The organism is Vibrio sp. TRT 21S02, assembly GCF_050113675.1.
In the GTDB taxonomy this organism is placed as follows: domain Bacteria; phylum Pseudomonadota; class Gammaproteobacteria; order Enterobacterales; family Vibrionaceae; genus Vibrio.
This window is the reverse complement of the sequence record NZ_JBNJOI010000001.1, coordinates 103,485-126,859: the sequence shown is the minus strand read 5'-3', so window position 1 is coordinate 126,859 and position 23,375 is coordinate 103,485. Positions and strand designations below refer to the sequence as shown.

Annotated in this window: 20 protein-coding genes, 1 tRNA gene and 1 pseudogene; 8 read left to right on the top strand and 14 right to left on the bottom strand. The window is 44.1% G+C overall.

What is annotated here, in order from left to right:
* Positions 1 to 43 precede the first annotated feature (43 nt).
* From ACQEXU_RS00710 to ACQEXU_RS00695, 4 genes are all read right to left on the bottom strand, one after another.
* The gene (locus ACQEXU_RS00710) at positions 44 to 667 is read right to left on the bottom strand and encodes a TetR/AcrR family transcriptional regulator (protein WP_367986801.1); all 624 of its coding nucleotides are present in this window, start codon (positions 665 to 667) and stop codon (positions 44 to 46) included.
* Between the two features lie 356 nt (positions 668 to 1,023).
* The gene (locus ACQEXU_RS00705; RefSeq protein ID WP_427009274.1) at positions 1,024 to 1,446 is read right to left on the bottom strand and encodes a GtrA family protein; all 423 of its coding nucleotides are present in this window, start codon (positions 1,444 to 1,446) and stop codon (positions 1,024 to 1,026) included.
* On the bottom strand, positions 1,443 to 2,840 hold the full coding sequence (locus ACQEXU_RS00700) for an ArnT family glycosyltransferase (RefSeq protein WP_427009273.1): 1,398 nt from the start codon (positions 2,838 to 2,840) through the stop codon (positions 1,443 to 1,445). The genes ACQEXU_RS00705 and ACQEXU_RS00700 overlap by 4 nt, the downstream gene beginning before the upstream one ends.
* Positions 2,837 to 3,841, bottom strand: a complete 1,005-nt coding sequence (locus tag ACQEXU_RS00695; RefSeq protein WP_367986804.1) for a glycosyltransferase — start codon at positions 3,839 to 3,841, stop codon at positions 2,837 to 2,839. Before ACQEXU_RS00695 ends, ACQEXU_RS00700 begins: the two co-directional genes overlap by 4 nt.
* Positions 3,842 to 3,992: 151 nt before the next feature.
* On the opposite strand from ACQEXU_RS00695, the gene ACQEXU_RS00690 reads away from it, so the two are divergent.
* The 4 genes from ACQEXU_RS00690 (at position 3,993) to ACQEXU_RS00675 (ending at position 7,191) form a co-directional block, all read left to right on the top strand.
* Complete coding sequence (locus ACQEXU_RS00690; RefSeq protein WP_367986805.1) at positions 3,993 to 4,667, top strand: response regulator transcription factor; 675 nt, start codon at positions 3,993 to 3,995, stop codon at positions 4,665 to 4,667.
* Entirely contained in the window at positions 4,667 to 5,929 is a 1,263-nt protein-coding gene (locus ACQEXU_RS00685; RefSeq protein WP_367986806.1) for a sensor histidine kinase, read from the top strand. Before ACQEXU_RS00690 ends, ACQEXU_RS00685 begins: the two co-directional genes overlap by 1 nt.
* 63 nt (positions 5,930 to 5,992) lie before the next feature.
* Positions 5,993 to 6,928, top strand: a complete 936-nt coding sequence (locus tag ACQEXU_RS00680) for a 1-aminocyclopropane-1-carboxylate deaminase/D-cysteine desulfhydrase (RefSeq protein WP_427009272.1) — start codon at positions 5,993 to 5,995, stop codon at positions 6,926 to 6,928.
* A complete protein-coding gene (locus ACQEXU_RS00675; RefSeq protein WP_367986808.1) occupies positions 6,925 to 7,191 on the top strand; it encodes a DUF1496 domain-containing protein in 267 nt (88 codons plus the stop codon). Before ACQEXU_RS00680 ends, ACQEXU_RS00675 begins: the two co-directional genes overlap by 4 nt.
* A 13-nt stretch (positions 7,192 to 7,204) precedes the next feature.
* On the opposite strand, the gene ACQEXU_RS00670 is transcribed toward ACQEXU_RS00675, so the two are convergent.
* From ACQEXU_RS00670 to ACQEXU_RS00660, 3 genes are all read right to left on the bottom strand, one after another.
* Positions 7,205 to 8,062, bottom strand: coding sequence for a substrate-binding periplasmic protein (locus tag ACQEXU_RS00670; protein WP_427009271.1), 858 nt, complete (start codon positions 8,060 to 8,062; stop codon positions 7,205 to 7,207).
* Positions 8,063 to 8,119: 57 nt separating this feature from the next.
* Entirely contained in the window at positions 8,120 to 9,568 is a 1,449-nt protein-coding gene (locus tag ACQEXU_RS00665; RefSeq protein ID WP_427009270.1) for an NAD-dependent succinate-semialdehyde dehydrogenase, read from the bottom strand.
* 75 nt (positions 9,569 to 9,643) lie between these two features.
* Positions 9,644 to 10,504 carry a LysR family transcriptional regulator gene (locus ACQEXU_RS00660; RefSeq protein ID WP_427009269.1) on the bottom strand — a complete coding sequence of 287 codons (861 nt, stop codon included), beginning with the start codon at positions 10,502 to 10,504 and terminating at the stop codon, positions 9,644 to 9,646.
* 102 nt (positions 10,505 to 10,606) lie between these two features.
* Here ACQEXU_RS00660 and ACQEXU_RS00655 point away from each other — a divergent pair, with 102 nt between their 5' ends.
* Positions 10,607 to 11,674: an HlyD family secretion protein gene (locus tag ACQEXU_RS00655; RefSeq protein ID WP_427009268.1), complete on the top strand. Its 1,068-nt coding sequence runs from the start codon at positions 10,607 to 10,609 to the stop codon at positions 11,672 to 11,674.
* Between the two features lie 9 nt (positions 11,675 to 11,683).
* Positions 11,684 to 12,691: a DUF2955 domain-containing protein gene (locus ACQEXU_RS00650; RefSeq protein WP_427009267.1), complete on the top strand. Its 1,008-nt coding sequence runs from the start codon at positions 11,684 to 11,686 to the stop codon at positions 12,689 to 12,691.
* A gap of 30 nt (positions 12,692 to 12,721) precedes the next feature.
* Here the strand turns inward: ACQEXU_RS00650 and ACQEXU_RS00645 are convergent, their stop codons facing one another.
* Positions 12,722 to 13,540, bottom strand: coding sequence for a 5'-methylthioadenosine/S-adenosylhomocysteine nucleosidase (locus ACQEXU_RS00645; RefSeq protein ID WP_427009266.1), 819 nt, complete (start codon positions 13,538 to 13,540; stop codon positions 12,722 to 12,724).
* 357 nt (positions 13,541 to 13,897) lie between these two features.
* Between ACQEXU_RS00645 and ACQEXU_RS00640 the strand changes: the two are divergent.
* Positions 13,898 to 14,146: pseudogene (locus ACQEXU_RS00640) on the top strand (dGTPase); the annotation flags it as partial.
* On the opposite strand, the gene ACQEXU_RS00635 reads toward ACQEXU_RS00640, so the two are convergent.
* The 5 genes from ACQEXU_RS00635 to ACQEXU_RS00615 form a co-directional block, all read right to left on the bottom strand.
* Entirely contained in the window at positions 14,136 to 16,106 is a 1,971-nt protein-coding gene (locus tag ACQEXU_RS00635; protein ID WP_427009265.1) for a UvrD-helicase domain-containing protein, read from the bottom strand. The pseudogene ACQEXU_RS00640 and the gene ACQEXU_RS00635 sit on opposite strands and share 11 nt — an antisense overlap.
* Positions 16,106 to 17,836: an AAA domain-containing protein gene (locus ACQEXU_RS00630; RefSeq protein WP_427009264.1), complete on the bottom strand. Its 1,731-nt coding sequence runs from the start codon at positions 17,834 to 17,836 to the stop codon at positions 16,106 to 16,108. Before ACQEXU_RS00630 ends, ACQEXU_RS00635 begins: the two co-directional genes overlap by 1 nt.
* A gap of 378 nt (positions 17,837 to 18,214) precedes the next feature.
* Positions 18,215 to 18,302, bottom strand: a tRNA-Ser gene (locus tag ACQEXU_RS00625).
* Positions 18,303 to 18,447: 145 nt separating this feature from the next.
* Positions 18,448 to 18,897 carry an L-alanine exporter AlaE gene (locus ACQEXU_RS00620; RefSeq protein ID WP_427009263.1) on the bottom strand — a complete coding sequence of 150 codons (450 nt, stop codon included), beginning with the start codon at positions 18,895 to 18,897 and terminating at the stop codon, positions 18,448 to 18,450.
* Between the two features lie 226 nt (positions 18,898 to 19,123).
* Positions 19,124 to 21,547, bottom strand: coding sequence for an ATP-binding protein (locus ACQEXU_RS00615; RefSeq protein WP_427009262.1), 2,424 nt, complete (start codon positions 21,545 to 21,547; stop codon positions 19,124 to 19,126).
* 129 nt (positions 21,548 to 21,676) lie between these two features.
* Between ACQEXU_RS00615 and ACQEXU_RS00610 the strand changes: the two genes are divergently transcribed.
* Entirely contained in the window at positions 21,677 to 22,246 is a 570-nt protein-coding gene (locus ACQEXU_RS00610; protein ID WP_427009261.1) for a UPF0149 family protein, read from the top strand.
* 59 nt (positions 22,247 to 22,305) lie between these two features.
* Here the strand turns inward: ACQEXU_RS00610 and ACQEXU_RS00605 are convergent, their stop codons facing one another.
* The gene (locus ACQEXU_RS00605) at positions 22,306 to 23,340 is read right to left on the bottom strand and encodes a potassium channel family protein (RefSeq protein ID WP_427009260.1); all 1,035 of its coding nucleotides are present in this window, start codon (positions 23,338 to 23,340) and stop codon (positions 22,306 to 22,308) included.
* Between the last annotated feature and the right edge of the window lie 35 nt (positions 23,341 to 23,375).

Sequence of the window (23,375 nt, the reverse complement as noted above, 5' to 3'; positions counted from 1 at the left end):
TATTTATAATTTTAATACCAAGGTTCAACCTTGTTGTTTTGATTTATTCCGCAGCGACGCCTGCTGCTAAAAATGGAATAAGTTGGTCAACGACAGCTTTTGCATCCATCTGTTTTCCAAAATCATTTTCCGCAATTTCAACCAGAGCCTGACTGGAAGCCATGGTGAAAACACAAGTTCCGAGAGTGAAGTGCAAGCGCCAAAACAACGTTTCTTGCGTTAAATTGGGGTTTGCTTTCATCACCGATTCAGTAAAAAGTGACAACGCATCTTGATAACGGGTCGTAATAAACCAGCGTAAATGCCCTTGAACATCGGTATACCCCCGCCCAATCAACAGCATAAATCGACTGGTGCCGTTTGGACGCACATCATTAAGTGCGCGCAGCGGTGCGCGAAGCGATTCAAACACTTCTGCCATGGTGTAACTGTTATTGAGATTTAAGGTGATCAAAGCATCTTGCACGGCTGGCATAAATGCTTCCAAGTAACGATTTAGCACCGCCCTAACGAGCGTCTTCTTGTCACCGAAATGGTAATTAACCGAGGCAAGATTAACCCCAGCTTTACTCGTGATGGTTCGCAGCGACGTGTCATTAAAGCCATGTTCAGCAAACAGAGCTTCCGCAACATCAAGAATCTTTTCTTTGGTCCCGTTTCGTGCCATTTCAATCACTCGTATTAAACAACTGTTTGAAAATATACAACCAGCACATTTAATTAACAACCAATTAACATCACACTTTTAGTTATTGGTCCGACCAGGTAATAACGATAACCACTAGATCTATGAAAAATAAAAGAAAATTAAAAAATTGATTTTTTTTATTCAAAAAAGGGAACTGTTTTACACTATCTCGGTCTGAATAAGTGTAGTTAGCAGAGCATTAAGAGTTTACAGGCCGTCAAACTTGTCCCTTACTGTGACTACTAATTTACGCTGCTTTTTCTTATTAACTCCTATGTTTTGTATCCGCCCAGAACCTGATTGTTCTGGGCTTTTTTTATGTACAATCCACGGGGTTAATTAGCTTTTGATGAGTCTTTAAGCGGTACAGTTGCGGGAACAAACACCCAACGGCTACTGAGTACATAATTAAAAAACATACCCGCCAACACACCGGTAACAAGGGCAATCCAAAGTGCCCAATCATCTTGACCCAAAAAGAATAACGTCAGCTTAAAGACACCTAAATTAGGCAGTGATGACATCAGAGCACTAATAACGCTTTTTGACCATTGCCGAGATACGGATTGATCCACAACACCAAATGTCCAGCATCGGTTGCCAAACCAAGTTGTGGATGCAGCTAATGCAAAAGCGATGACGCGCGCGAGTTCAATCGGCAGCGCCAACGCGTAAACCCCAATGGCATACGTCGTAGCATCAACCACAAAACCCGCCCCTCCAACCATTGCGAATCGAACAAACCGATGCGACGTCATGGTGTTCTGCATTGATAGAGTGAGCGATGACTCGCCGCCGTTTTCACTAAAACACAATCCATTTTCTGAGATGAAAGCAAGGCTTCAACTTGCTCAGAATTCCCCACCAATTGCACCTGCTGGTATTTTTCTAACTCGCGACTTTGTTGCAACACTTTGGCCTGCCCTTTTGAATAAAACTGGCCGGAAAACGGACGCTTACCCACATAAAAAAGAGCGATGTTTTGATCCGCTTCAGCAAGCAGCGCTTTGTCACTTTTCCGCTCAGATACGCCAATTTCAATAAATACAACCGCAAGCATTAACAATATAGGTAGCACCCAAGTGGTGATTTGAAACCACAGTTTTTGACTGTCAGACTGAGAAAGAAACATCGCCAGAATAAGCGCAAGAGCAGGAACGCTAGGCAAGACATAAGCAGGGAGTATATTTCCAGAGAACGTAAACAAAATGAGTGGAGACATCATCCAGAATAACGCGAAGCTCAGTAGGCCATCATTATTCCACCAGCTAACTATTTGCTTTCGCTTAAACCAAAGAACCACGGGCAAAATGAACGACCAAGGTGCAGAAGCATAAAGCCAGTACAACCAAATTGTTCCACGAGCTCGTTGGTGTGCGCTGCCATACAGATCTCCTTCCCAGCCACTGACCAAAAATCGTTTGATATGTTCACCTACGATGAAATAATTCAAAAATCCCGGTGTTGCTTGTTCCGCTAATAAATACCAAGGAAGCGCGATCAGTAGCATTAACAAGGTCCCGCTCACCAACGGGATACGATGCCAAAGCTCCCCCCACATTTTTACTGGCCCATACCGAAGCAGCAACCAAGGAAAAATAGCTAAACCAACCAGTACGATGGTTAAAGGGCCTTTTGCTAACAAGCCAATCGCTAAACCAACAAACCCGACATATGCCCATGCTTTACGTCCTTGCCAACAAAGGTAAAAGCCAGCCATGGCAAGCGATATCCCAAGCGTCAGTGCCATGTCTGTCATCACAGCTCCCGCAGCCACCGCGAAAACACCACAAGTAGCTAAGATCACCGCGGTCATCAGGGCATCAATACCAACACGCCGAGCAAAATACGCCATTAATGCAATAACAAGTACACCGGCTAGCCAATGAGGGGCTCGAACCGCAAATTCATTGACACCAAACCACTCGATACCCGCAGCACTCATCCATGTAAACAGTGGGGGTTTACCCCAAAACGGCACACCATAATCAAATTGAGGCGTTAACCAATTCCCTGTTTCGACCATCAATCTGGCCATTTCACCGTAACGCGCTTCCGTCGTGTCCATTAATGGGTACGCGCCCAAACTTAGCAACCGAACCAATAGCACAGTCGCTAACACACTCCAGAGATGAACTCGCTTCAACATCATGCTCGCTTCTCCGCTTTAACAGATTGATGTTGAGGTCTTTTTTCCTTGAGAGATTGGAGCAAATACAGTGGCCGCTGCTTAGTTTCAATAAAAATTCTGCCAATGTATTCGCCGAGTAAACCGATACAGAGCAACTGGACGCCGCCTAAGGCTAGCATCACAATCATCATGGATGGATAACCCGAAACCAACTCACCAAATAACAAGGTTTTGCTTAAGATATAAAGGCCATAACCAAACGCCGACATCGCAACGCCAGCCCCAACAAAGGAAGCCAAACGCAAAGGGCGAATTGAGAACGAGCTGATGCCATCCATCGCCAGCCCAATCAACTTAACGTAATTCCATTTTGTTTCTCCGCAATGGCGCGGATCACGTTGGAAACGAAGCTGTGTCTGCTTGAAACCCGGCCAAGCAAAAATCCCCTTCATGTATCGATTACGCTCTGGTAACTGGTTGATGTGGTCAACGACTTCTCGGCTGAGTAAACGAAAGTCACCAACGTTTTCAGGAATGTGATTTTTAACTAACACGTTCAAAAGCTTGTAATACGAGGCTGCCGTAAAGCGTTTAAATAGGCTCTCCCCTAGTCTTTCACTCCGCTGCATGTTGACCACGTCGTATCCTTCACGCCATTTGGCCAACATGTCGGGGATGCACTCTGGCGGATCTTGTAGATCAGCATCAATCACGACCACAGCCTCACCACAACTATGCTCTAACCCCGCACTCATCGCGGCTTCTTTGCCAAAGTTTCGGCTTAAAGATAGGCTGCGAATAACACACTCTGTCGCTTGGAAGCTCTCCACCACGGCTAAACTGGTATCACTGCTGCCATCGTCCACGTAAATAATTTCCGCTGTATCTGGAATCGTTGCCAATACTTTCATCAGCCGCGCATGAAACATCGGCAATACCGACGCTTCGTTGAAATACGGCACGATCACAGATAACGTTGTTGAAGGGTATTTGATTGTCGAAACAGTTGTTACTAGCCCCATATGCCACTTCTCTCTATCTAAAAACGTACTCGGTACGCTCTATTACGAAATGATCTCTTTTTAGCAACACCCACGTAGAAACAATGTTATTCACGGAATTTTCACGCTAAGTTTGTTGCTATATATCGGGTTAAAGGTACGGAAATACAAAATGAATAACGTTCTATTAATCGAAGATAACCGCGAAATCGCTGGCGTCTTGTTTGACTATTTTGAGTGTTTGGGAACAGAACTCGACTACGCCGACAATGGTGAACTTGGCCTTGAGTTGGCGATGAATAATCAGTTTGATCTGATATTGCTGGACTTGATGTTACCAAGAATGGATGGCCTAACGGTTTGTAACCGATTAAGAGAAGCAGGAAACAACACCCCTATATTGATGCTAACGGCACTCGATAACCGTGAGGATATGTTGCGTGGCTTCGCTCATGGGGCTGATGATTACCTGACCAAACCTTTTGATCTCGATATTTTGGAAGCACGCATGCGAGCCTTAATCCGACGCTATCGTGGTGAAGTGGCACACAGCAAACTCACGTTTGGCGAGTTGAGTATCGATCAAAAAACCCGGCAAGCTTACCGCCTAGATAAACGCCTAGCTCTTAACCCTACCACTTACACCATTCTTGAACTGCTTTGCTTCAAAGCCCCCGAGGTGGTGACAAGACAAGAGTTAGCCAGCAAATTATGGCAAGAATACGAACCTAATAATGATGTTTTGCGCAGCCATATCTACCAACTTCGTAACCAATTGGATAAACCATTCGCGAAGCCGATGCTACTGACGATCCCAAAAGTCGGTTACCGTTTGGAGGCGAAGTGATGCTGAAAAATTTCTTAAGCAGCACACAAACACTAACCGGTAGATTGGCACTCTTTTTTGGTGGTGTTTCCTGCGTCGTCGGCTTAGTCGCTTTCCTGATCTTTTTCCTTGCGTTGCAATGGTCTGAAGATCGGGTCGGCGAACGACGAATTCTGATTGACCGCAATGAAGCCGTGAACGCATTCCTTAGTGGTGCTGAAGGTAAAATCTCCCTCGATACACTCACTGACGCTTACAACGATTTATCGCTCCTACCAGAGCCATACAATCAATACCTGCAAAAACATGATTCATTTTTGGGTGAAGTAGGACTCACCCAGAGCCCTGAATCTCATATGATCTACAAAGGTCATTATTTTGAAAACGGACAAAAGAAAGACATCGTCCTACTCTCGGAAATCGATCAAGTGGAATTCCACGTTCAAGAAATGCTGGTGTCTGCAAGTATCGTTATTCTCTTTGTTGTCCTGCTGATGTTCATCTTTGGTGCGCTGCTGTATCGGTTATCTAAGCGTTTAATCGAACCCATTAACGAGTTAGCGGCTCAACTAGAAACCCAGACAGCAGATACATCCAGTCCATTTGTTATCCAGCCTCAAGCCGCGCACGAATTTCAACTCTTGACTCAGCGCCTCAATCAATATCGCCAAGATCTCAACCAAGCCCTCAAACGAGAGCAGGCATTTGCGCGGTATGCGAGCCACGAACTTCGTACGCCACTCACCGTTGTTAAAGGTGCCACCAAACTCATTACGCGTGATGACATCAGTGAGTTTCAAACGCGACAAGTTAAACGGATTAACGACTCCACCGATAATATGATCGCCATGGTCGATGCGCTGCTTGCCATCGTGCGTTATGAGCGAAATGTCAGTGAGCAACCTTTGAGAAGCGTCTCTCTCTCTGAGATACAGGCAATCGTAGACAGCAATGCACCACAAGCACAAGACAAAGGGATTCAAATAGTGATGCATTTTGAACAAGCGCCAAAATTATTCGCAACTCCAGCGGTTCTCAGTATGGTGATTGGCAACTTATTACGAAATGCTGTTGCTGCCGCCCAGAACGGTATTGTGGATTTGCACATCAATGCCCAAGAACTCACGGTGATCGATGATGGGCACGGTTTGGTAACTCAGGCCGACCCGCAAGGCCATGGACTTGGACTGATGATTGTTGAAGATCTATGTCTTCGATATGGCTGGCAGTTCACGCTTAATGAGCACCCACAGCGAGGTTGCATCGCTACCATCCGTTTCTAAGCTGCCCAACGGACGCTATTTTAGGTAAGATAGCGCCCCTTAAATCTCTAACTAGCATCAAGTATGAAACTGAGCGATAGCCCAATAACCCAACACCACTTTAATGGTATCGACTTTTACCTTAAGCGTGATGATCAGTTACATAGTCACTTTACTGGGAACAAAGCACGTAAGTTCATGCAGCTGTTAGAAATGGACTCTCCTCAAGTCACCACATTGGTTGGCTATGGTAGCCCACAGGCCAACTCTCTCTATTCCCTTGCCGCGTTAGCTTCTATTAAAGGCTGGCAACTTGATTTCTGTGTTGACCATATTCCTTCATGGCTAAAAGATAACCCGCGAGGTAACTATCGTGGAGCTTTGGAACTGGGCGCTAATATTGTAGCAATGAAAGATAACGTCGAGACCGCGCACCTTCACCCCTCTGACTTTATCAAAGCAAACTACGTTGAAGAGCAATACCTTGTGGTTCCTGAAGGGGGACGATGCCAACTGGCCGAGTATGGGGTAAAACAATTGGCGATGGAGATCCTATCTTGGACACGCTTTGAGGGCAGTAAGGAATTTGTGGTTGCCCTACCTTCAGGTACAGGGACTACGGCACTGTATTTACACAAGCACCTTGCCCCCCACGGCATCGATGTGATCACGTGCCCTTGTGTCGGTGGCAAAGACTATTTGGTTCAACAATTTGAAGAGCTGGGAGAAACGTCTCACCCAATGATCCTTGAACTGGAGAAAAAGCATCATTTCGGTAAACTTTATTATGAAGATTATCTGATCTGGCAGTCGTTGCTTGAACAGACCAATATCGAGTTTGAACTCTTGTACGACCCGATGATGTGGCAATGTTTAAGTCAATGGCATCAGCAAAACAGTGATAAAACCCTGATCTATATTCATCAGGGAGGATTGCTTGGCAACGAGAGCATGTTACCAAGATATGAGCGGCAATATGGCCTAGCAGGCGCATGCAGCGACGAGAAGGAAGTAATATGAAATATGGGTTACTACTGCTTTTGATGTTCTCTGGTATCACAAGCGCCAAAGTGATTTCGACACCATCGAAACCTATCGTTGCCGTCGATGGAAGTGAGCTTGCCAAGCGTGTTTGTTACTATCAAGATCAGGCGTACTCACTCGGCGCCGTTTTACAAGTGGGTGAGCACTATTTAATTTGCACTGAAGCCAACAAATACGAAACCAACGGCGCTTTAAAGTGGGAGCCGTTAAAAGAGTCCTCAGCTAAAATCACACACTAGCGCACTTTACGCGTTACATACACGCGATCAACGATTGCTCCTTCCCGCCTAATACACTTGAGATATGCGCTTCAACAATCTCTTGGTGACGTCCTGATTGCTTAAGAGAAATAATCGCCTGATTGATTAATGTGACCAATTTCTCCGCCCTTGGCGACTGCTTTGAAACCATTAAGTAAAAATTGACGGGTGCCATATCCAACTTCTGACAACCCACCTCTTCAAAATGAGTCACCTTCCCCGTCGCCAGCCCACCAGCGATTAAAGATGCTTGGGTTTCAAATACATTGCATCGGCCATGTGCTAACAGCTGAAGTAAACTGTCGATATTATTGTGGGTGGAATAGATAATATTTTCCTGAGGAATGCCATACGCTGAGGTATATATTTCATAATTCCAGCCTTGCATCCCGCAAATCTTGAAATGCTTCAGTTCATCCATAGATGTAACTAGCTTTTGTGTCACCGGGTTTACTACACCATTCGGATATTCGGAATACGAGAAAAAGAGGCTTGATGGCGCGGAATAAAGTGGCCCCACAAAATAGTAATGCTCAGCGCGACTGTCGTTAAATGTGGCATCCGATGCCACCTCATGCTTCCCAATCGACTTATAATTTTCGGTATTTTTAAGGCATCGAGACCAAGGGATTAGCTGAGGTTCAAACTCAATACCGATGATTTCGGAAATCGCTTTAAACAGGTCAACATTAACACCTTGTGGCGTTTTATCTTCCAGTTTTTCATCACTCGACAAGCTATAAAAATAGGGAGCCCACGGCTCCCCACATACTTTAATGGCACTTTCTTTCGCAAAGGCGTTGCTGCATATAAACAAGAACACAATCAAACCAATGGCTTTCAATCCCATTATCTATTCCTAACTTATGTAAATGCTAAAAGTATAGATAATGTTCTGAAATTCGCGTTACTTTAGCCCACCCATTAACACATATTTTTGCTCTAGGTATTCTTCGATTCCTGCGCTGCCACCTTCACGCCCTAACCCGCTTTCTTTAACACCACCAAATGGGGCACTTGCGGTTGAAATCAGCCCTTGGTTGACACCAACCATGCCAGATTCCAACGCTTCACTCATCCTAAATGCCCGAGCTAGATCTTGTGTATAAACATAACTCGCCAAACCCACTTCTGTCTGATTAGCCCGCTCTATCACTTCCTTTTCATCATGAAAACGGTAGAGCGGAGCTAACGGCCCAAAAGTTTCTTCAGTTGTGCAAAGCATCTCATCACTCACTTCCGTCAACACAATAGGCGCAACAAGTAACCCTTCCGAAAAGTGCGCTTTCCCAGAGCTCAACTGTGCTCCTTTTTGCAACGCATCTTCAACATGGCTCTGCACTTTATTCACAGCGGCTTGGTTGATTAATGGCCCTAAGTCGCTCTGTTCAAGCCCATTTCCTATCTTCATTTTGCGCAGCTTATCAACCAGCAAGTTGGTGAACTTGTCATAAACCGCATCGTGGACATAAATGCGGTTGGCACAAACACAGGTTTGACCCGCATTGCGAAATTTCGCCACAAGTAAACCATCAACCGCAGCCGTCAGATCTGCATCGTCAAACACAATAAATGGTGCATTACCGCCAAGTTCTAACGACAGCTTTTTGATGTTGTCGGCACATTGCGCCATCAACAGTTTCCCCACCCGAGTCGAACCCGTAAAGGAGAGTTTTCGAATGCGCTTGTCACGAGCAAGCCGTTCACCGATCCGTGGTGCATCGCCTGTCACTACTTGCAGTAACCCAGCAGGTAATCCTGCTTGATGCGCTAATTCTGCTAGCGCTAATGCCGTAAAGGGCGTGTCTGGCGCTGGCTTTAAGACCACCGCGCATCCAGCAGCAAAAGCCGGCGCGCATTTTCGGGTGATCATCGCTGCTGGAAAATTCCATGGCGTAATGGCAGCGACCACACCGACAGGCTCTTTGTTGACCATTACTTTGGCACCATCGATGTGAGAAGGAATGATTTTGCCATACACTCGCTTCGCTTCCTCGGCATACCACTGAACAAAACTCGCGGCATAGTGAATTTCACCCAGTGCTTCCTTCAGTGGTTTGCCCTGCTCGCAAGTTAAGATCATGGCCAGATCATCTGCGTTTTCCATGATCAACTGATACCAGCGTTGCAAGACTAGCGATTTTTCTGCAGCCAGAGTCTGCTTCCACAGTCTAAACGCTTTTTCTGCTCCAACAATGGCCTGTTCAACCTGCGCGCAAGTCAAATTCGGTACGTGGCCCAATAACTTGCCATCAAATGGATTACGGACTTCTGTTTTCGCTAAGTTATCACTGTCAATCCACAAGCCATCGACATAACACTGCTGTTTAAGTAAGGAGGGATGTGTAAGTTTCATTGAATCAACCTTAGTTGTGGGTGACACGAAAAGAGGAAAGTAGCATACACCCGTCATATTGTACGTTTTGTGAAATTATCGGAACTTCTCTCGGAAGAGGTCAATCAACACCCGCACCTTTTGTGGTAAAAACACTGCTGATGGGTAAATCAAGGTTAGGTGTTGCTGTGGGTGTTGTACGTGAGGCAGCACCTCCACCAAATCACCCGACTCCAAAGCGGGTTTGGAATGCACTTGTGGTAGCAGCGCAATACCACCGCCAGAAATTGCCATAGAGCGCAATAAATTCAGATCATCAGACTTTAACGAGATTTTAATGTCATCTGCGATAAGCTCTGCATTATAGCGATTGGTCAGCAGCCGATGATGCGCCAAATCTTCAAGTTGGGTGATTTCGGGGTGAGATTGAAGATAAGCCTTGGATGCGACAAAGTGACTGCGATAATGCAACAAACTAAACTGAACATAACTATCGTCTGTGACCTTTACGGCGCTAGGCAGTAGCTGTAAATCAAAGGCTTGACGCTTGAGATCTACGCTCTCTTGATGGTTTTCAATTTCAACACAAATATCAGGAAAGCGCGCCGTATAATCGGAGATGATGCTATTAAAGGCACTTGAGGTCATCAACGCCGAAGGAATCGCAAGCCTAACCGTTCCTGCCAACTCTTCTTGATACTCTTCAACAATAGTCAAGCCTTGTTGAATATGCTCTATCGGTTGATTTACCAGCTCAAACAGACGTTTTCCATTTTCCGTCAGCTCAATGGTTCTGGTGGTTCGGATCAACAGCTGGCACCCTATCGCCTGTTCTAGTTCTTGTAAGCGGCGGCTCACTTTAGAACGTTGCATATTGTTCGCCGTCGCGGCAGCACTGATCCCGCCATGAAGAACAGTTTGAGTGAAGAGGTAGAGATCGTCGTAGCTTGCGTTCATTGTCCTATAAATAGCTCACAAATGTTCATTCTTGCATTCTACTCGAACACAAACACATTCTCTATAATCCTCGCCTTGTTCAATAAGAATTAGCTCAACATTATGCCGACAGCTGACCACAAATTTCGCTTATGGATGCGCACATTAATTGTCCTATTTGTAATACTATTTGCTTACATTGTAATTGCTGACCGCCAAGCACCACTCACCACAGAAAGCCGAGTTCAAGGCTATGTGGTGCAAATTGCACCGGAAGTCTCTGGCAAAGTGACTGACGTCGCGGTACGCAATAACCAACACGTTAGCGCTGGCGAAGTCTTATTCAAAATTGACGATCGTAAATACCGCCTTGCGCTGAAACAAGCCGAGCTCTCGCTAGATTCAGCATACGAGAAAGAACAGACGCTATACGCACAAAGAGAAGCCGCTTTAGCCAACATTACCCGTGCATCAGCGACCTACAACAACGCCCACCGGGAATACCAGCGCCAACAAAAGCTTTCAAAGCAAAACCTAACGTCAAAGTCAGCGTTAGATAATGCCCTTGCTCAATATCAAGTGACCCGCGCTGCACTCAAAGCGGAAAAACAAAACTTAAACGTTATTGAAGCGCAACTTGGTAACGGCAAAGGCCAAAGTACGCCCGTTCAGGTGGCCAAAAACACCTTAGAGAAAGCGCAATTAGACTTAAGCAACACTCAAGTGTTGGCGCCTAAAGATGGTGTGGTGACCAACTTGCAAGTGGATGTGGGAACTATGGCAAACAGTAATATGCCTTTAGTCACTTTCGTGCCAACGGGCTCACTTTGGGTCGCCGCAGACTTTCGAGAAAAGTCAGTTGCGAACGTAAACCAAGATTATCATGCGTTAGTGGCCTTCGATGCCATGCCTGGCAACGTTTACCCATTTACACTTTCAAGCCGAGATTACGGTGTGGCAGCAGCGCAGCAAACACCAAATGGCGCGTTGACCAAAGTGGAAGTAAACAACCGTTGGGTACGTGATGCCCAGCGCACACGAGTGAACCTTGCCGCGGAAGAAGCCATGCCACCTGCTTTATTTGTTGGCTCCCGCGCCACCGTGGTGCTTTACCCAGACAACAGTGCATTGTGGCAGTGGCTCGCTAAGCTACAAATCCATGTGGCAAGCTGGTTCCACTACATTTACTAAGGTGTGACCATGAGAACGATGAGAATCTGGTTCGGCTGCTCGCTTGGTTTGGCACTGAGTATGATCTTCGGTTGGTCTTACGGCTTCTTTGCAGTCATGATGCCGCTGTTCATCTTAAGCCGAGCGGATCACTTTCATCTGCCAATGCTAATAATGGTGGTGGTTTCTGCAATTTGGACCACGCTTCAAGCCACCTTTATCGTGGAGTATTTGCAGTTTCATCCAACCCTAATGACGGTTGCTGTTGGCATTATGATGCTATTGAAATGCATTGCGATGATGCGTCCGCAAAGCTATCTATTTGGTTACATGGGCCTACTCGTTGGCTCGATTGTACTGAACTTTGCCAGCTACAATTTTATCGATATTGAAGAGTTCAACGTTAACCTTTGGGTAATTGTATTGGCGAATGTGGGTGTTTGTGCACTCGCTTACTGGATCTTCCCTGAGCCGCCTTCAAAAACGAATGTAGAAGAACAGCCCAGCACTCCGGTTAAAAGTGATATCGACTACATTAGCCAAGTTGCCATGGGTTGGGTGGTTGCGATGGCTGCATTTCTGCTTTTTCAGGTAGCAGACTTGTATGACTCACTGTCTGCGCAGGCTTCAATCTTGATTGTACTTACGCCCATGACATTAGCGGGTTCCATGGCAATGGCAAAAATCCGCATTATTGGTACATTTCTCGGCTGCCTTGCGGGTATGTTGATACAACTGCTGCTTGGCCGTTGGTTTAGTGAGGGGATTCTATTTTGGCTTGCCTTTACCATTGCCGCAGGCCCTTTCTGTCTCTGGCTAACAAAAGGCCAAATAAAAGCGGCGATTGCCTTCTCGGCGATGTCGGCGCTGGCGGTCCCTTTAACCACCTCGTTGGTGCCCGAGCAAAAAGACGCGTTCTTCTCTATTCTATACCGCTTCAGCTCTATCTTTGTCGCCGTCACGCTTACAGCTATGGTAATGTGGGTTGTACATCACGGCATTCGGGTGAGCTTATTAAAACAAGCCAAACACGGATAAAAAAGGCGCTCTCAAGAGCGCCTTTATTCACTATTGCTTTTCCAACGCGGCTAATGCCTTGACCACATTCAGTACATACACCTGGCAATCTATCGCGGTTTGCGGATCAAAATCCTGTTTGTGCAAATCCGTATTGGACAGAATACGAATACCAACAAATGGGATTTCATGCGCCTTCGCCACCAACGCAGCTGAGGAGGTTTCCATCTCTTCAACTGATGTCCCATAGGTTTTGTGGAGCCAGTTAATTCTATCAACTTCGCGGTTCCACTCATCGGCAGTACCAATCACGCCTTTTACAACTTTACCGTGATGATATTCCTTCGCCTGAGACAAAGCTAACTCAACCAGCTTCTCATCCGCTTTAAACTGCTTATGTTCCACTAGTTCACCGTGATCTCGAAGGCGCATCGTCACAGCGAAATTTGCCCATTTGGTTGGGTGAATCCCACCCTCTTTAGGTGTAAACTCCGATTGGTATGCCCCCATATTAAAGCTGGCTTCACCCACCACAATATCACCTCGTTTCAGCGCCGGATCATGTCCACCTGACGTACCTTGGTTAATAATGTACTTTGGCTTAAAGCGCTCAATCGCTAACGCGGTTGATGCAGCCGCATTGGCAATACCAACCTCAGTACGCGCAATCACGACCGGATAACCTTCAATCTCCCCTTCCCAAAAGGTCCAAGAACCCACCATGGTCTTACTGGATTTTTTCAATACCGAAACTAACGTACTGGTTTCAATATCCATTGCGCCCTGAATCAAAATTGGCTGCGGTTTGGCAGCCACGGCAAAAGAGCAAATTGCCGCAAATAAAACAAATAATCTACGAAATAACATCATCACTTACTTACAAAACAATCAAAACGCGCACAACATAGACACAGCAACCGTTTGCGTCAATGAATATTAGAAATGAAAATAGTAAGCGCTCAGCGTTATAAGGATGGTGGATAGTTGGAATGCCCCATTGGCTAAGCGCTCTGAAATAGGTTTAACTCTCGTTTCCACTTACAAGGCAGACGAAAACCTCAAAACAACCCATTATTGATTGTTTGTTGTTTTAAGCCGTCATTCTGACTTCCTGAAAAAGAATCTAACATAATCATACCTTTACTACTTTACTCATATGATTACGCACGAATATACTAGCACTTTGGTTTAGGTTAAATATTAATGTTAAGAGAATAAGAAAAAACAATGACTATCAACTTCAACGAAAAAGTTAGAGGGACGCGGGTTTATCACAACGGCGTTGCATCCAAACCTCGTCCATTAGATGAGCCCGATAAAATTGCAAAGCAAACCAACTTCGAAAGTGATAGAGGGAGAATTCTTAATTCTGCCGCGGTTCGAAGACTACAACAAAAAACACAAGTTTTTCCTCTAGAGCGCAATGCTGCAGTTCGTAGCCGATTAACTTACTCACAAAAAGTCATTAAACTTGGGTAACTTCTCCTGTAATTTCAATGAACTTTTTAGCATTATCAGGAAATTCTTCAGTACTGAAAACGACGAGTTTTTGCCCTGCTCTGGTCATTGCCACATAAAGTTTGCGCATTGATTCCTGCAAAGCTTCTTCTCTCTCTGAGTCACTCAGCTCTAAGTTCTTAGGCTGGTTAATGATATGACCTGCGCCCAGAACAAAAACCGTACCAGATTCCATGCCCGTACAGCTATTGATATTGAGCAGTCTAATCTTACTACCTACATTATCTGCAAGCTCTTTTGCGTTGTTGTAATTAATAACTTTGTTTGAGCCAATACGTTTTTCAATATCTTGCTTGAGTGACCAAGGGTTATACTCAGGGCTGCATAAAACCATGATTTGATGCAGAGCTACGGTATCTGATTGAACCAATGCCAGCAGCTCATTCAGAAATCTTTTTTTCTCATCTTGCGCATTTCGGGAATATATGAGGTGAGGCTTGTGGCCTCTAGCCATTTTTTCATAGTCCGGCTTAACATAGTCTTCAGGATTCCCTTCCAACCCATCTAATAAGGCGTTTGCAGCAACCATTATTTCATAAGTAGTTCGATAAGAGTGATTTAGGCGTTTAGTACGACCCCGAACATTTAAACCTACGCTCTTCCAGCTTAGGCGGCTCTTTAAAAAGCCCTGATTTGGGTCAGCACAAATAAAAAGTTGACCACCCGGAGTCAATGAGCGTTTAATCAATTGCAACCACGATGGCGCGAAGAACTGAGCCTCATCTAGAAGTATGTGGTCAAACTGCTCAATAGGTTTGTCTGATAGTGCAACTTTCTTGATATATAAGCTCGGTAGGTATTTCTTAACCGATGACAACCGAGCAGAAAAATCAACATATAGCTGCCAAATATGCTCTCGTTGGCTCTTTTGTAAAGCAAAGCCACGACCTTGTCGATCGAACTCCAAATACTCTTCTTTGTCTTTAATCAAATAATCATTGATGTACTCAAGCTCAGACCAAATCTGTTCATCTGTTAACGATAGTTGCGTATAAGCTTCGTTGTTATCAATTAACACGTCCTTCTTTTCTTCTTGCAGATTTACATCACCGAATACAGGCTTAACACGCTGATGGCTTTTACTGTATTGCTTTAATGCAAATGAATGAAAAGTCGCGATTTCTAGATTATCTGGTTTGCCTTTAAGCCAAGTGTCAAATCTATATTTAATATCTTCCGTTACTGGTTTATTGTGTATTGCTAATAGCACTTTTTTTTCAGGATACTTTTTACAATATAGCGCCGCGCGATTAATTAAAATGAGAGTTTTTCCACTTCCGGCGACCCCATTTATCAATCTTACCGAAATGTCTTCCTGCCCCTCTTCTTCAGAGTCAACTGACTCTACCATGTCGAGTCTTGTTGCTAGCTCTTGATCGTAATCTAGAAAGAATGGAAGCAGTTTAGCAGTATTATCCACTGATGCTTTTCTTCGGCGAGTGCTACATTGTGCTGGGATTACAGACTCAGGAAAAAACGTTCGCTTGATTCGAGTATGCTCCTCGATTGTGAATTCAGTTAATGCAGACTGGATTAACTGTTCACCCCCCTCAATAAACGCTTTGTTGTCGACCATTTGTACATATTCAGAGAGCACACCGTCGACTTGCAAATTACTACCTTCTGCCAAACCCATTTTATCGACGATAGCAAGATACTGGATTGGTTTTAAACCTAGTTTCAACATAGAACTATTGAAGTTGGATAGTTTAGAAAGATCATCTTTCTCCGGCACTTCTGAGTGAACCCCAACAAAAACCCAGCTATTGCAAGGCCCCTCAATAATGCAAGGAGCGACTTGTAGAGTATCTAATAATGATTCGCGTATGAAAAACTCGTCATTAAGTCTGTTGAACACTTTCTTGAAATGACGTCGATGTTTGCGATCTAAACCTGTAATCGTATCTATATTTGCCATTAATCCACTTCCACGTTATAGCAGTGATTCACTAAGGAGTTATAATCTTCGATATTTTTCTTAACCTTTGGGTCCTCAACCTCTTGCAACATTCCTTCTGATATCTCAGGACCAACAATAATCAACTTAGTCTGAGGTCGAGTAATGGCAACATTGAGACGTTCCGCCTGGAAAAAGAACTCGGCGATAGCACTAATATATTGGGGATCTGAAGAGCAGAATGACACAATAATCATTTCCCGCTCTTGGCCCTGCATCCTTTCAACGGTATCAGTTACAACTGATTTTGCTGTAAATATTCCTAACTTATCCTGAAGACTAGATTTTAGAGCTTTGGCATGCCCACGAAACGGAGTAACTACTCCGATTTCTTCAGCAGGTAAACCAGCGTCAACAGCCGCGGTTATCAAATCCGCCACTAAATCCGCTTCTTTTCTGTTTACACTACGAGCATTTACCCCTGGTGTTTTAATAAACACGGAAGGTTGTTCGTTAGAAAGAACGTCGGAATATTTGTAAGGTTTTTGAGGTAAAGAAAATGATGATAACGCAGATGATCTTTTCGATTCCAGATCCCCCTTATAGTAACAATGACTCGGCCATTGGGTTAAGGCCGGAGACATACGATATGTCTGGCTTAACATCACAGAAACCTTTTCATTGCCAAGAATCATCTTCGAGAAGGCTGAGCTATCTTCTAAGACTGATTGGGAAAGTATTACGGGAGGAAGCTGCTTATGATCCCCAACAAATACAAATCTACACCCTTTTCTCATCGCCATTAATGCTAATGGAACTGTAATCTGACTCGCTTCATCAAAAATGATGGTGTCAAATGTAAAGCTTTCAAGCCGTTCACTACAGGTCGCAAAAGGTGTAGCACCGATGACATACCCAGTATCTGGTATATCTTCCCATTTTGATGCGTATTCAAAATGCTGAACTTTATCACTCAAAGATTTCTTGCCACCGCTTGCACTAACTTTTGCAACAGGAACGCCTTCCTCAACAATTTTATTGAGTGCATTGTTGATCGCCATGTGGGTATGGGAAGTCATGAGAACTCTTTGCCCAGATTCAACAAGAAGCTTAGCGATAATACTTATAACTTTTGTTTTACCTGTTCCGGGAGGACCTTGAATACACGCTAGGTATTTTGAGGCAACGCCGAGCCCTACAGCATCACTTTGCTTTTCATTTAACCCTCGTGACTCCGCATAATCGGCCGCATCATCGAAGTCATCGGCATAAATTGTTCCAGTATTTAGCTGTCCAGATAGAAGAGGAAGTAGTACCTCTCTACCTATCTTAGACGTGGCTACATCAACTAGAGCTTTATCGTAAAACGGCTTTAAATCCATGCCTGTGGGGTCGGCATAACATCCTTTGCTTAACTCTGGGAGTAAACTTTGATCTACTTTGACTTTAAGTAACCACTCACCATCGTTTTCTGCTTCAATGGTTACTTGGTCAAACACTTTGTAATCAGACGGTTCACCAAGGTGTAAACAGATCATGTCGCCTTCTCTAAAGCGTGATTCGTTATCACCTAATACAACTTCCAGGTGATTGGAGTCGAAATACTTGACTGACTCTATTCGCTGAGTTTCACCTCTTAGCAATTTTTCTTTTAAAGGTTTCTTCCAAATTTCTAGAAGATTTTCCGTGTTAGCTTCATGCTCAGCATACACAAAAGCTTGCACTTCTTTTAATACCGGAGTGAGTTCCATACCTAGCTTACCAACGTGGATTAGTACTCAAAAATGAGAATATTCATCAATGCGAATAACATAACCTTATTTTTGGGATGGGCATCACGTCAACTAATGATTAGTAAAACTGTTAATTGCATCTAGTAGTCTATAAAAAAACGCTTAACGTAAATTCATACCTATTGATATCAGTAGATTAGATTCGAAATCTTTGACAAATAAGGTTCCATAATAGGTGAGATGACAATTATGTTCGCCCTCGATATTAACAACAGGTTTTCATCCAGAACTTTCGGGAGAACTAAGCCACATTGATTAAGAATGGATAGACTACAAGCTAGTAGTTTTATGGCTGGCATAAAAAAAGACGCCCTAGGGCGTCTTTCTTCAAGAATGTGGCGGTGAGTGAGAGATTCGAACTCTCGATACGTTGCCGTATACACACTTTCCAGGCGTGCTCCTTCAGCCACTCGGACAACTCACCGAATCAAATTGTGGTTAGCGCATTTGGCTAACGAGGCGCTAATTTAATGATTCTACTGGATAAGGTCAAGGGGTAATCCTAAAAAATCCCTTATCCCAACCTCGTTTGCTTATTATCTGACTAATGCGGCGCGTTGTTAGCCAGTTTAAGCTTGTTGGTAGTAACCCGGAACCTTAAACCATTTGCGGCATAAGTCGAGAAAGTAACCGTATAAAACGCCCATTCCGCAAGAAACCAGTGCGTTACTCGCTACTGCTGTAACGATTTGGTCGGTTGAGGCACCAACGGTAAATAAAATTGCCGCATACACTGGGGATTGGAACAGCACATAAGCAACTAGGTCTGAGATGTTCTTCATGATACCGCTTGGAGAAACTCTTCTCCCCTGCTTTAAAACAAAATCACGGAAGAAACCATACGGCCATGCAATAGCGATATTTACTGGGATAGAGAGTAAGCGTGATGCGAGAGATTGTTCAAACGTCATTCCTGAAATAAAGATCTCGATGACCATTCCTGAAATAAAACAAAAAACCACCATAGCAAACGTATCCGCTGCAGCATGACGAATACAAAATGGCCCACGCACTTTCATTGCTTTTCCTCTAAAACATTTCACTATATAAAAAGAGCATTAATAACACATAAAACTGGATTAACAACAAAATACCAGTTTATATGACTATTAAATCATATATAATTCAGCTTTAGATTCTTTATTAAAAACAATTAAGTGAATATATAACCAAAAACTGAACAAAAACTAGCTTTTATATCTAGATTTTGCAGATTCGATTAATTTTTAATCAAAATACTGTAATTTAACTACAGTAGTCTTTTAAAAGAACGGTTAATACATCTAATTCGGTTTGAGAAGGTAGGACATCATCCATCAACTGTTGTTTCAATTGGGTTAATGTGTCTTGGATTGAGGCTTCTATGTTCTCTGGAAGGGCGTTGTCTAAACGAGTTAAACAAACCGTTACACTTGGTATATCTTGGCTTTCTACTGCTAAGTACATTTCTAGCAAAGTTTGCTCAATGTTGTTTTCTTGCTCAACAGCTTTCGCTTGCGGTTTGAATTGATAGAGTTTTTTAGCATATCGATACAGGGCATCATCAAGTTCCGCTTCATCAATGGGTTTTGCCACGATGTAGTCGGCGCCAGACCCGAGCATTCGCTCTCGTGTTTCTTTAAATACATCGGCAGTACAACCAAAGATAAGGATCTTAGATTGTGGGTTGTTTAATGCACGAATCGCGGAGATGGCTTCTACGCCATCCATTACAGGCATATGGTTATCCATTAAAATTAAGTCGTATTCGTTATTTACGACTTGGTAAACCGCCAACTCACCATTTTCTACACATTCACAGGTAAACCCTTTATTGCTCATAAAGGTGGTGAGGATGATGGCATTGGTGCGATTGTCTTCAACGATCAGCGCTCTTAGACCTGAGTAGTCCAGTTTATGGTGCTCTTTTATTTCAACTGAGCCTGCTTTTGATATCTCCATTTCCAGCAGTACTTCAAAACTGGTACCAATCCCCGGCTCGCTTGAAAGCTCAATGCTCCCATTCATCAAATCCGTAATTTGTTTAACAATCGCTAAACCAAGACCGGTACCGCCAAAGCGCCTTGTAGTGGAAGATTCCGCTTGCTCGAAAGGCTTGAAAATTTTTTCATGCGCGCTCTTGGCGATGCCAATCCCCGTATCACGCACCTTGATTGACAGGTAGTTATTGCCATCTTTTTCCACCTCACGGAAATAGACTTCAACGTAACCACGAGAGGTAAATTTAACGGCATTGTTGAGAAGGTTGAACAACACCTGACGCAGCCGCGCTTTGTCTGAACGATACCAACGCCCATTGCTGATCTCGGAATAGACTTTAAACTGCAACCCTTTCTCTGAACAGAGTGTGTGGTAAACGCTGTTGATACTGCCGACAATGGAGTCAAACGGAAAGGCGTTTTTCTCTAACTCTAGATGCCCTTGCTCAATTTTAGAGAAGTCGAGAATTTCATTGAGTAGCGTCATCATATGATCGCCCGAATCATACAGCGTTTTCAGGTGCTTGCGTTGTTCATCGCTCAGTTGGGTTTTCAATAGTATTTGAGCCGTCCCGAGCACCCCATTCATCGGCGTTCGAATTTCATGGGATAGGGTTGCCAAAAATGCACTTTTTGCTTTGGTAGAAGCTTGAGCCTTTACCTTTTCGGCTTCAAGATAAACAGTCTTTTGATTGAAGGTATCAATCAAATGCTTAATTTCATCGTCACTGCGGTAGGTCATGTCGATGATGCCGCCTCGACGTGAATCATCAACTTTTTGTGCAATCACAGTAATGGGCCGGATCAATGAGCGGTTAATTAACACATAACCCGCCATTACGCAGATAAGCATTATTGGAATAATCCCCGTCTCCACTTTAGTCACCAGATCATATACCTGCTCTGCCACTAACCGTTTGGAGTTAACCACTTCTACATTCCAATTAAAGTCACCAAAACTGTTCTGACTAATGTAGATCCCTTTCACTAATTGGAAATTATGCTCTGTTATGACATCTCCGTGTGCATCTCGTAGTAACACGCCTAGCTCATTCTGTTCCGCATGGCGACGAACAAAATCCACTAACTCGGCCAACGAGAGGTCTACCGTCGCAACACCGGCAAACTCACCATTGATATAATAAGGCGATGAAGCAGTGATCATTTGTACGTGCGTAAAGGCATCGATATACACTTGCGACCAAGACACCGTTCCCATGGGTTGGTTGACTACCGAGGTATACCAATCTTCTTTGTCGTATCCGCCAGACTCTGGGTTATCCCACGAAGTCACTTTATCAATTTTTCCATCTGATGCGCGGTTGAAAAACAAGCTTGAATAAGCAATTTCTTTATCGATCGAATAAGGAATTGGCCACAAACCACCACTGACGGTAATGCCATCTAATACTGAAAAGAGTGAAAACAACATATGCTCTTGATGAGCTTGCGACTCGCCAGTGTTACCGATACTGACCACGCTTTGCAAAATGCCCAGTGAGCTATTGAGGGGCTCTGATATTTGTTCCGAAAGAAGCTGATTTCGGGTATCGAGATTACGTTCTAGCTGATCGCGAATTGGCGGTTCAACCACCATATAGCTGACCGTACCGATGACAGTAATGACAAGGGCAAGATAAACAGCAAGTGCAATAATACTCTTTCTTTTTAACGAAGAACGTATACTCATAAACAGTTGATATTATGTTGTTTAACAAAAATTATAGCGAAGATCCGTTATCTACAACCTTTTTCTGATCACACTTGGCTGATAGACTAGCCAGCAACTTAGATTATTTCTGAATGAGTGGTTACAGATTTGACTTTACATGAACTTCTCTCACAGCCAGAGCTGGAAGGCAAACTGATTAATGAAGCTAAAACCCATGGTTTTGTCACAGCAATGGCGGCAGCGCCGAATGTGCTATCCCCACATGAGTGGTTGCCTTTCTTATGGGGAGGCGAAGAAACTGCTCCTTTTTCAGACGGTGAGCAACTGGAAATTTACATCGACCACATTATTCAATTGTGGAATGAATACCGCCCTTCTCTACTTGATAATAACTGGCAATGGCCAACGGACTGTCAGTTAGATGAAGAAGATATCGTTAACGAGGCCACACGTGATTTTTGTGAAGGTCTGCTCCAAGGCTGGCAGCTTGCTCGTGATGATTGGGAAACACTAATGCCTGAAGACAGTGAAAACAGTGCGCTATTAGGCGGTGTCTTGCTTTCTCTTAGCATGCTATACGATCCAGAGACATCGATAGCAACACTGGCTGAGCAAGGTATTGAAGGGCTTGAGCAGTTTGAAGAGATCTTCAATGCGATGCCAACGATGTTATGTGGCCTAACGATTCGCGGCGTCGCCCTCGCTGAGCAGCAATAAGCACTAAAGAATAAAATAAGGGGAGCTCAATGAGCTCCCCTTATTTTTTGCACGATTTATCAGTGTATTTTCTGCCAATCGAAATTTTCTATTCGTTCATCAGCAATGTAGAACAGTTTACTTTCTGCCGGAACAACCACTGTCAGTTCAGGGTTGAGCTCTATCCCATTCCCTATGTCCAATGCAATCAATGTAGCCTGATGTTCTCTTTTCATGTAGTTAAATAACACATCAACCGTTGTCTCTGGCAACCCTTGCGAATATACCGTGGAATATTGCGTCATACCGCGTGTTGAAGCCAATAACTCTTGGTGCAAGGCACTTGAACCTGGGTCAACGGCTGCTTTCGCTAGCATCTCAGCACCCACAGCAGGTATGCACTCGGCATTAGGACAGTGCTGACTAAGTAAATTACTCAGCGCTTCATCTTTAAAATAAGCCAGTAAATGCGCTGAGCTGTTGATGTTCGCACAGTATAAAGCGGCAGAAAGCGTGACATCATCTTCTAAGTTATCCACCACAATACAATTTGCCTGAGCAATGTTGGCATTTTTCATTTCTTGCTCATCGGTGTAGCTCGTCACTTTGACAAATGCGATCTCTCCCGGTAGCGGGTTTTCGATATCTGAGCGGCTACATAATACGATAGGACGCTTCCCAACTTCTTCGTGTTGTAACATACGAATGAGGTGCATGGTCCGTTGCCCATTCCAACCCAATAGTAAGATGTGATTTTCCACTCGAACTCTCCGTTTTCCTAAAATGCCTGCTCGCCAATATTCGATAGCCGTGCTCGCAATTCGCCCAAGCATCGAGGCAAATAAACTTAGACCACCCGGGATAATAAACAGAATCACCACCCATTTACCTGCGGCAGTTTCTGGTGAGTAATCCCCATAGCCTACTGTCGAAGCCGTTACCATAAGGTAATAGATAAAGGTTGAGTAATCGTCGGTCAGTGCATTCTCGCCTGCCGCCTTGAGTAGCAGCCATGAGGCGGCAATATAGACAAGCGTGAGAAGCAACAAATTGCGATTGCTTAACCGAAATACATGCGACTTAAACCACTTTTTTAAAACGAGCCAGATCGTCATTGTTAATCGCCAAGTTGAATTAAGCTGATGAATAT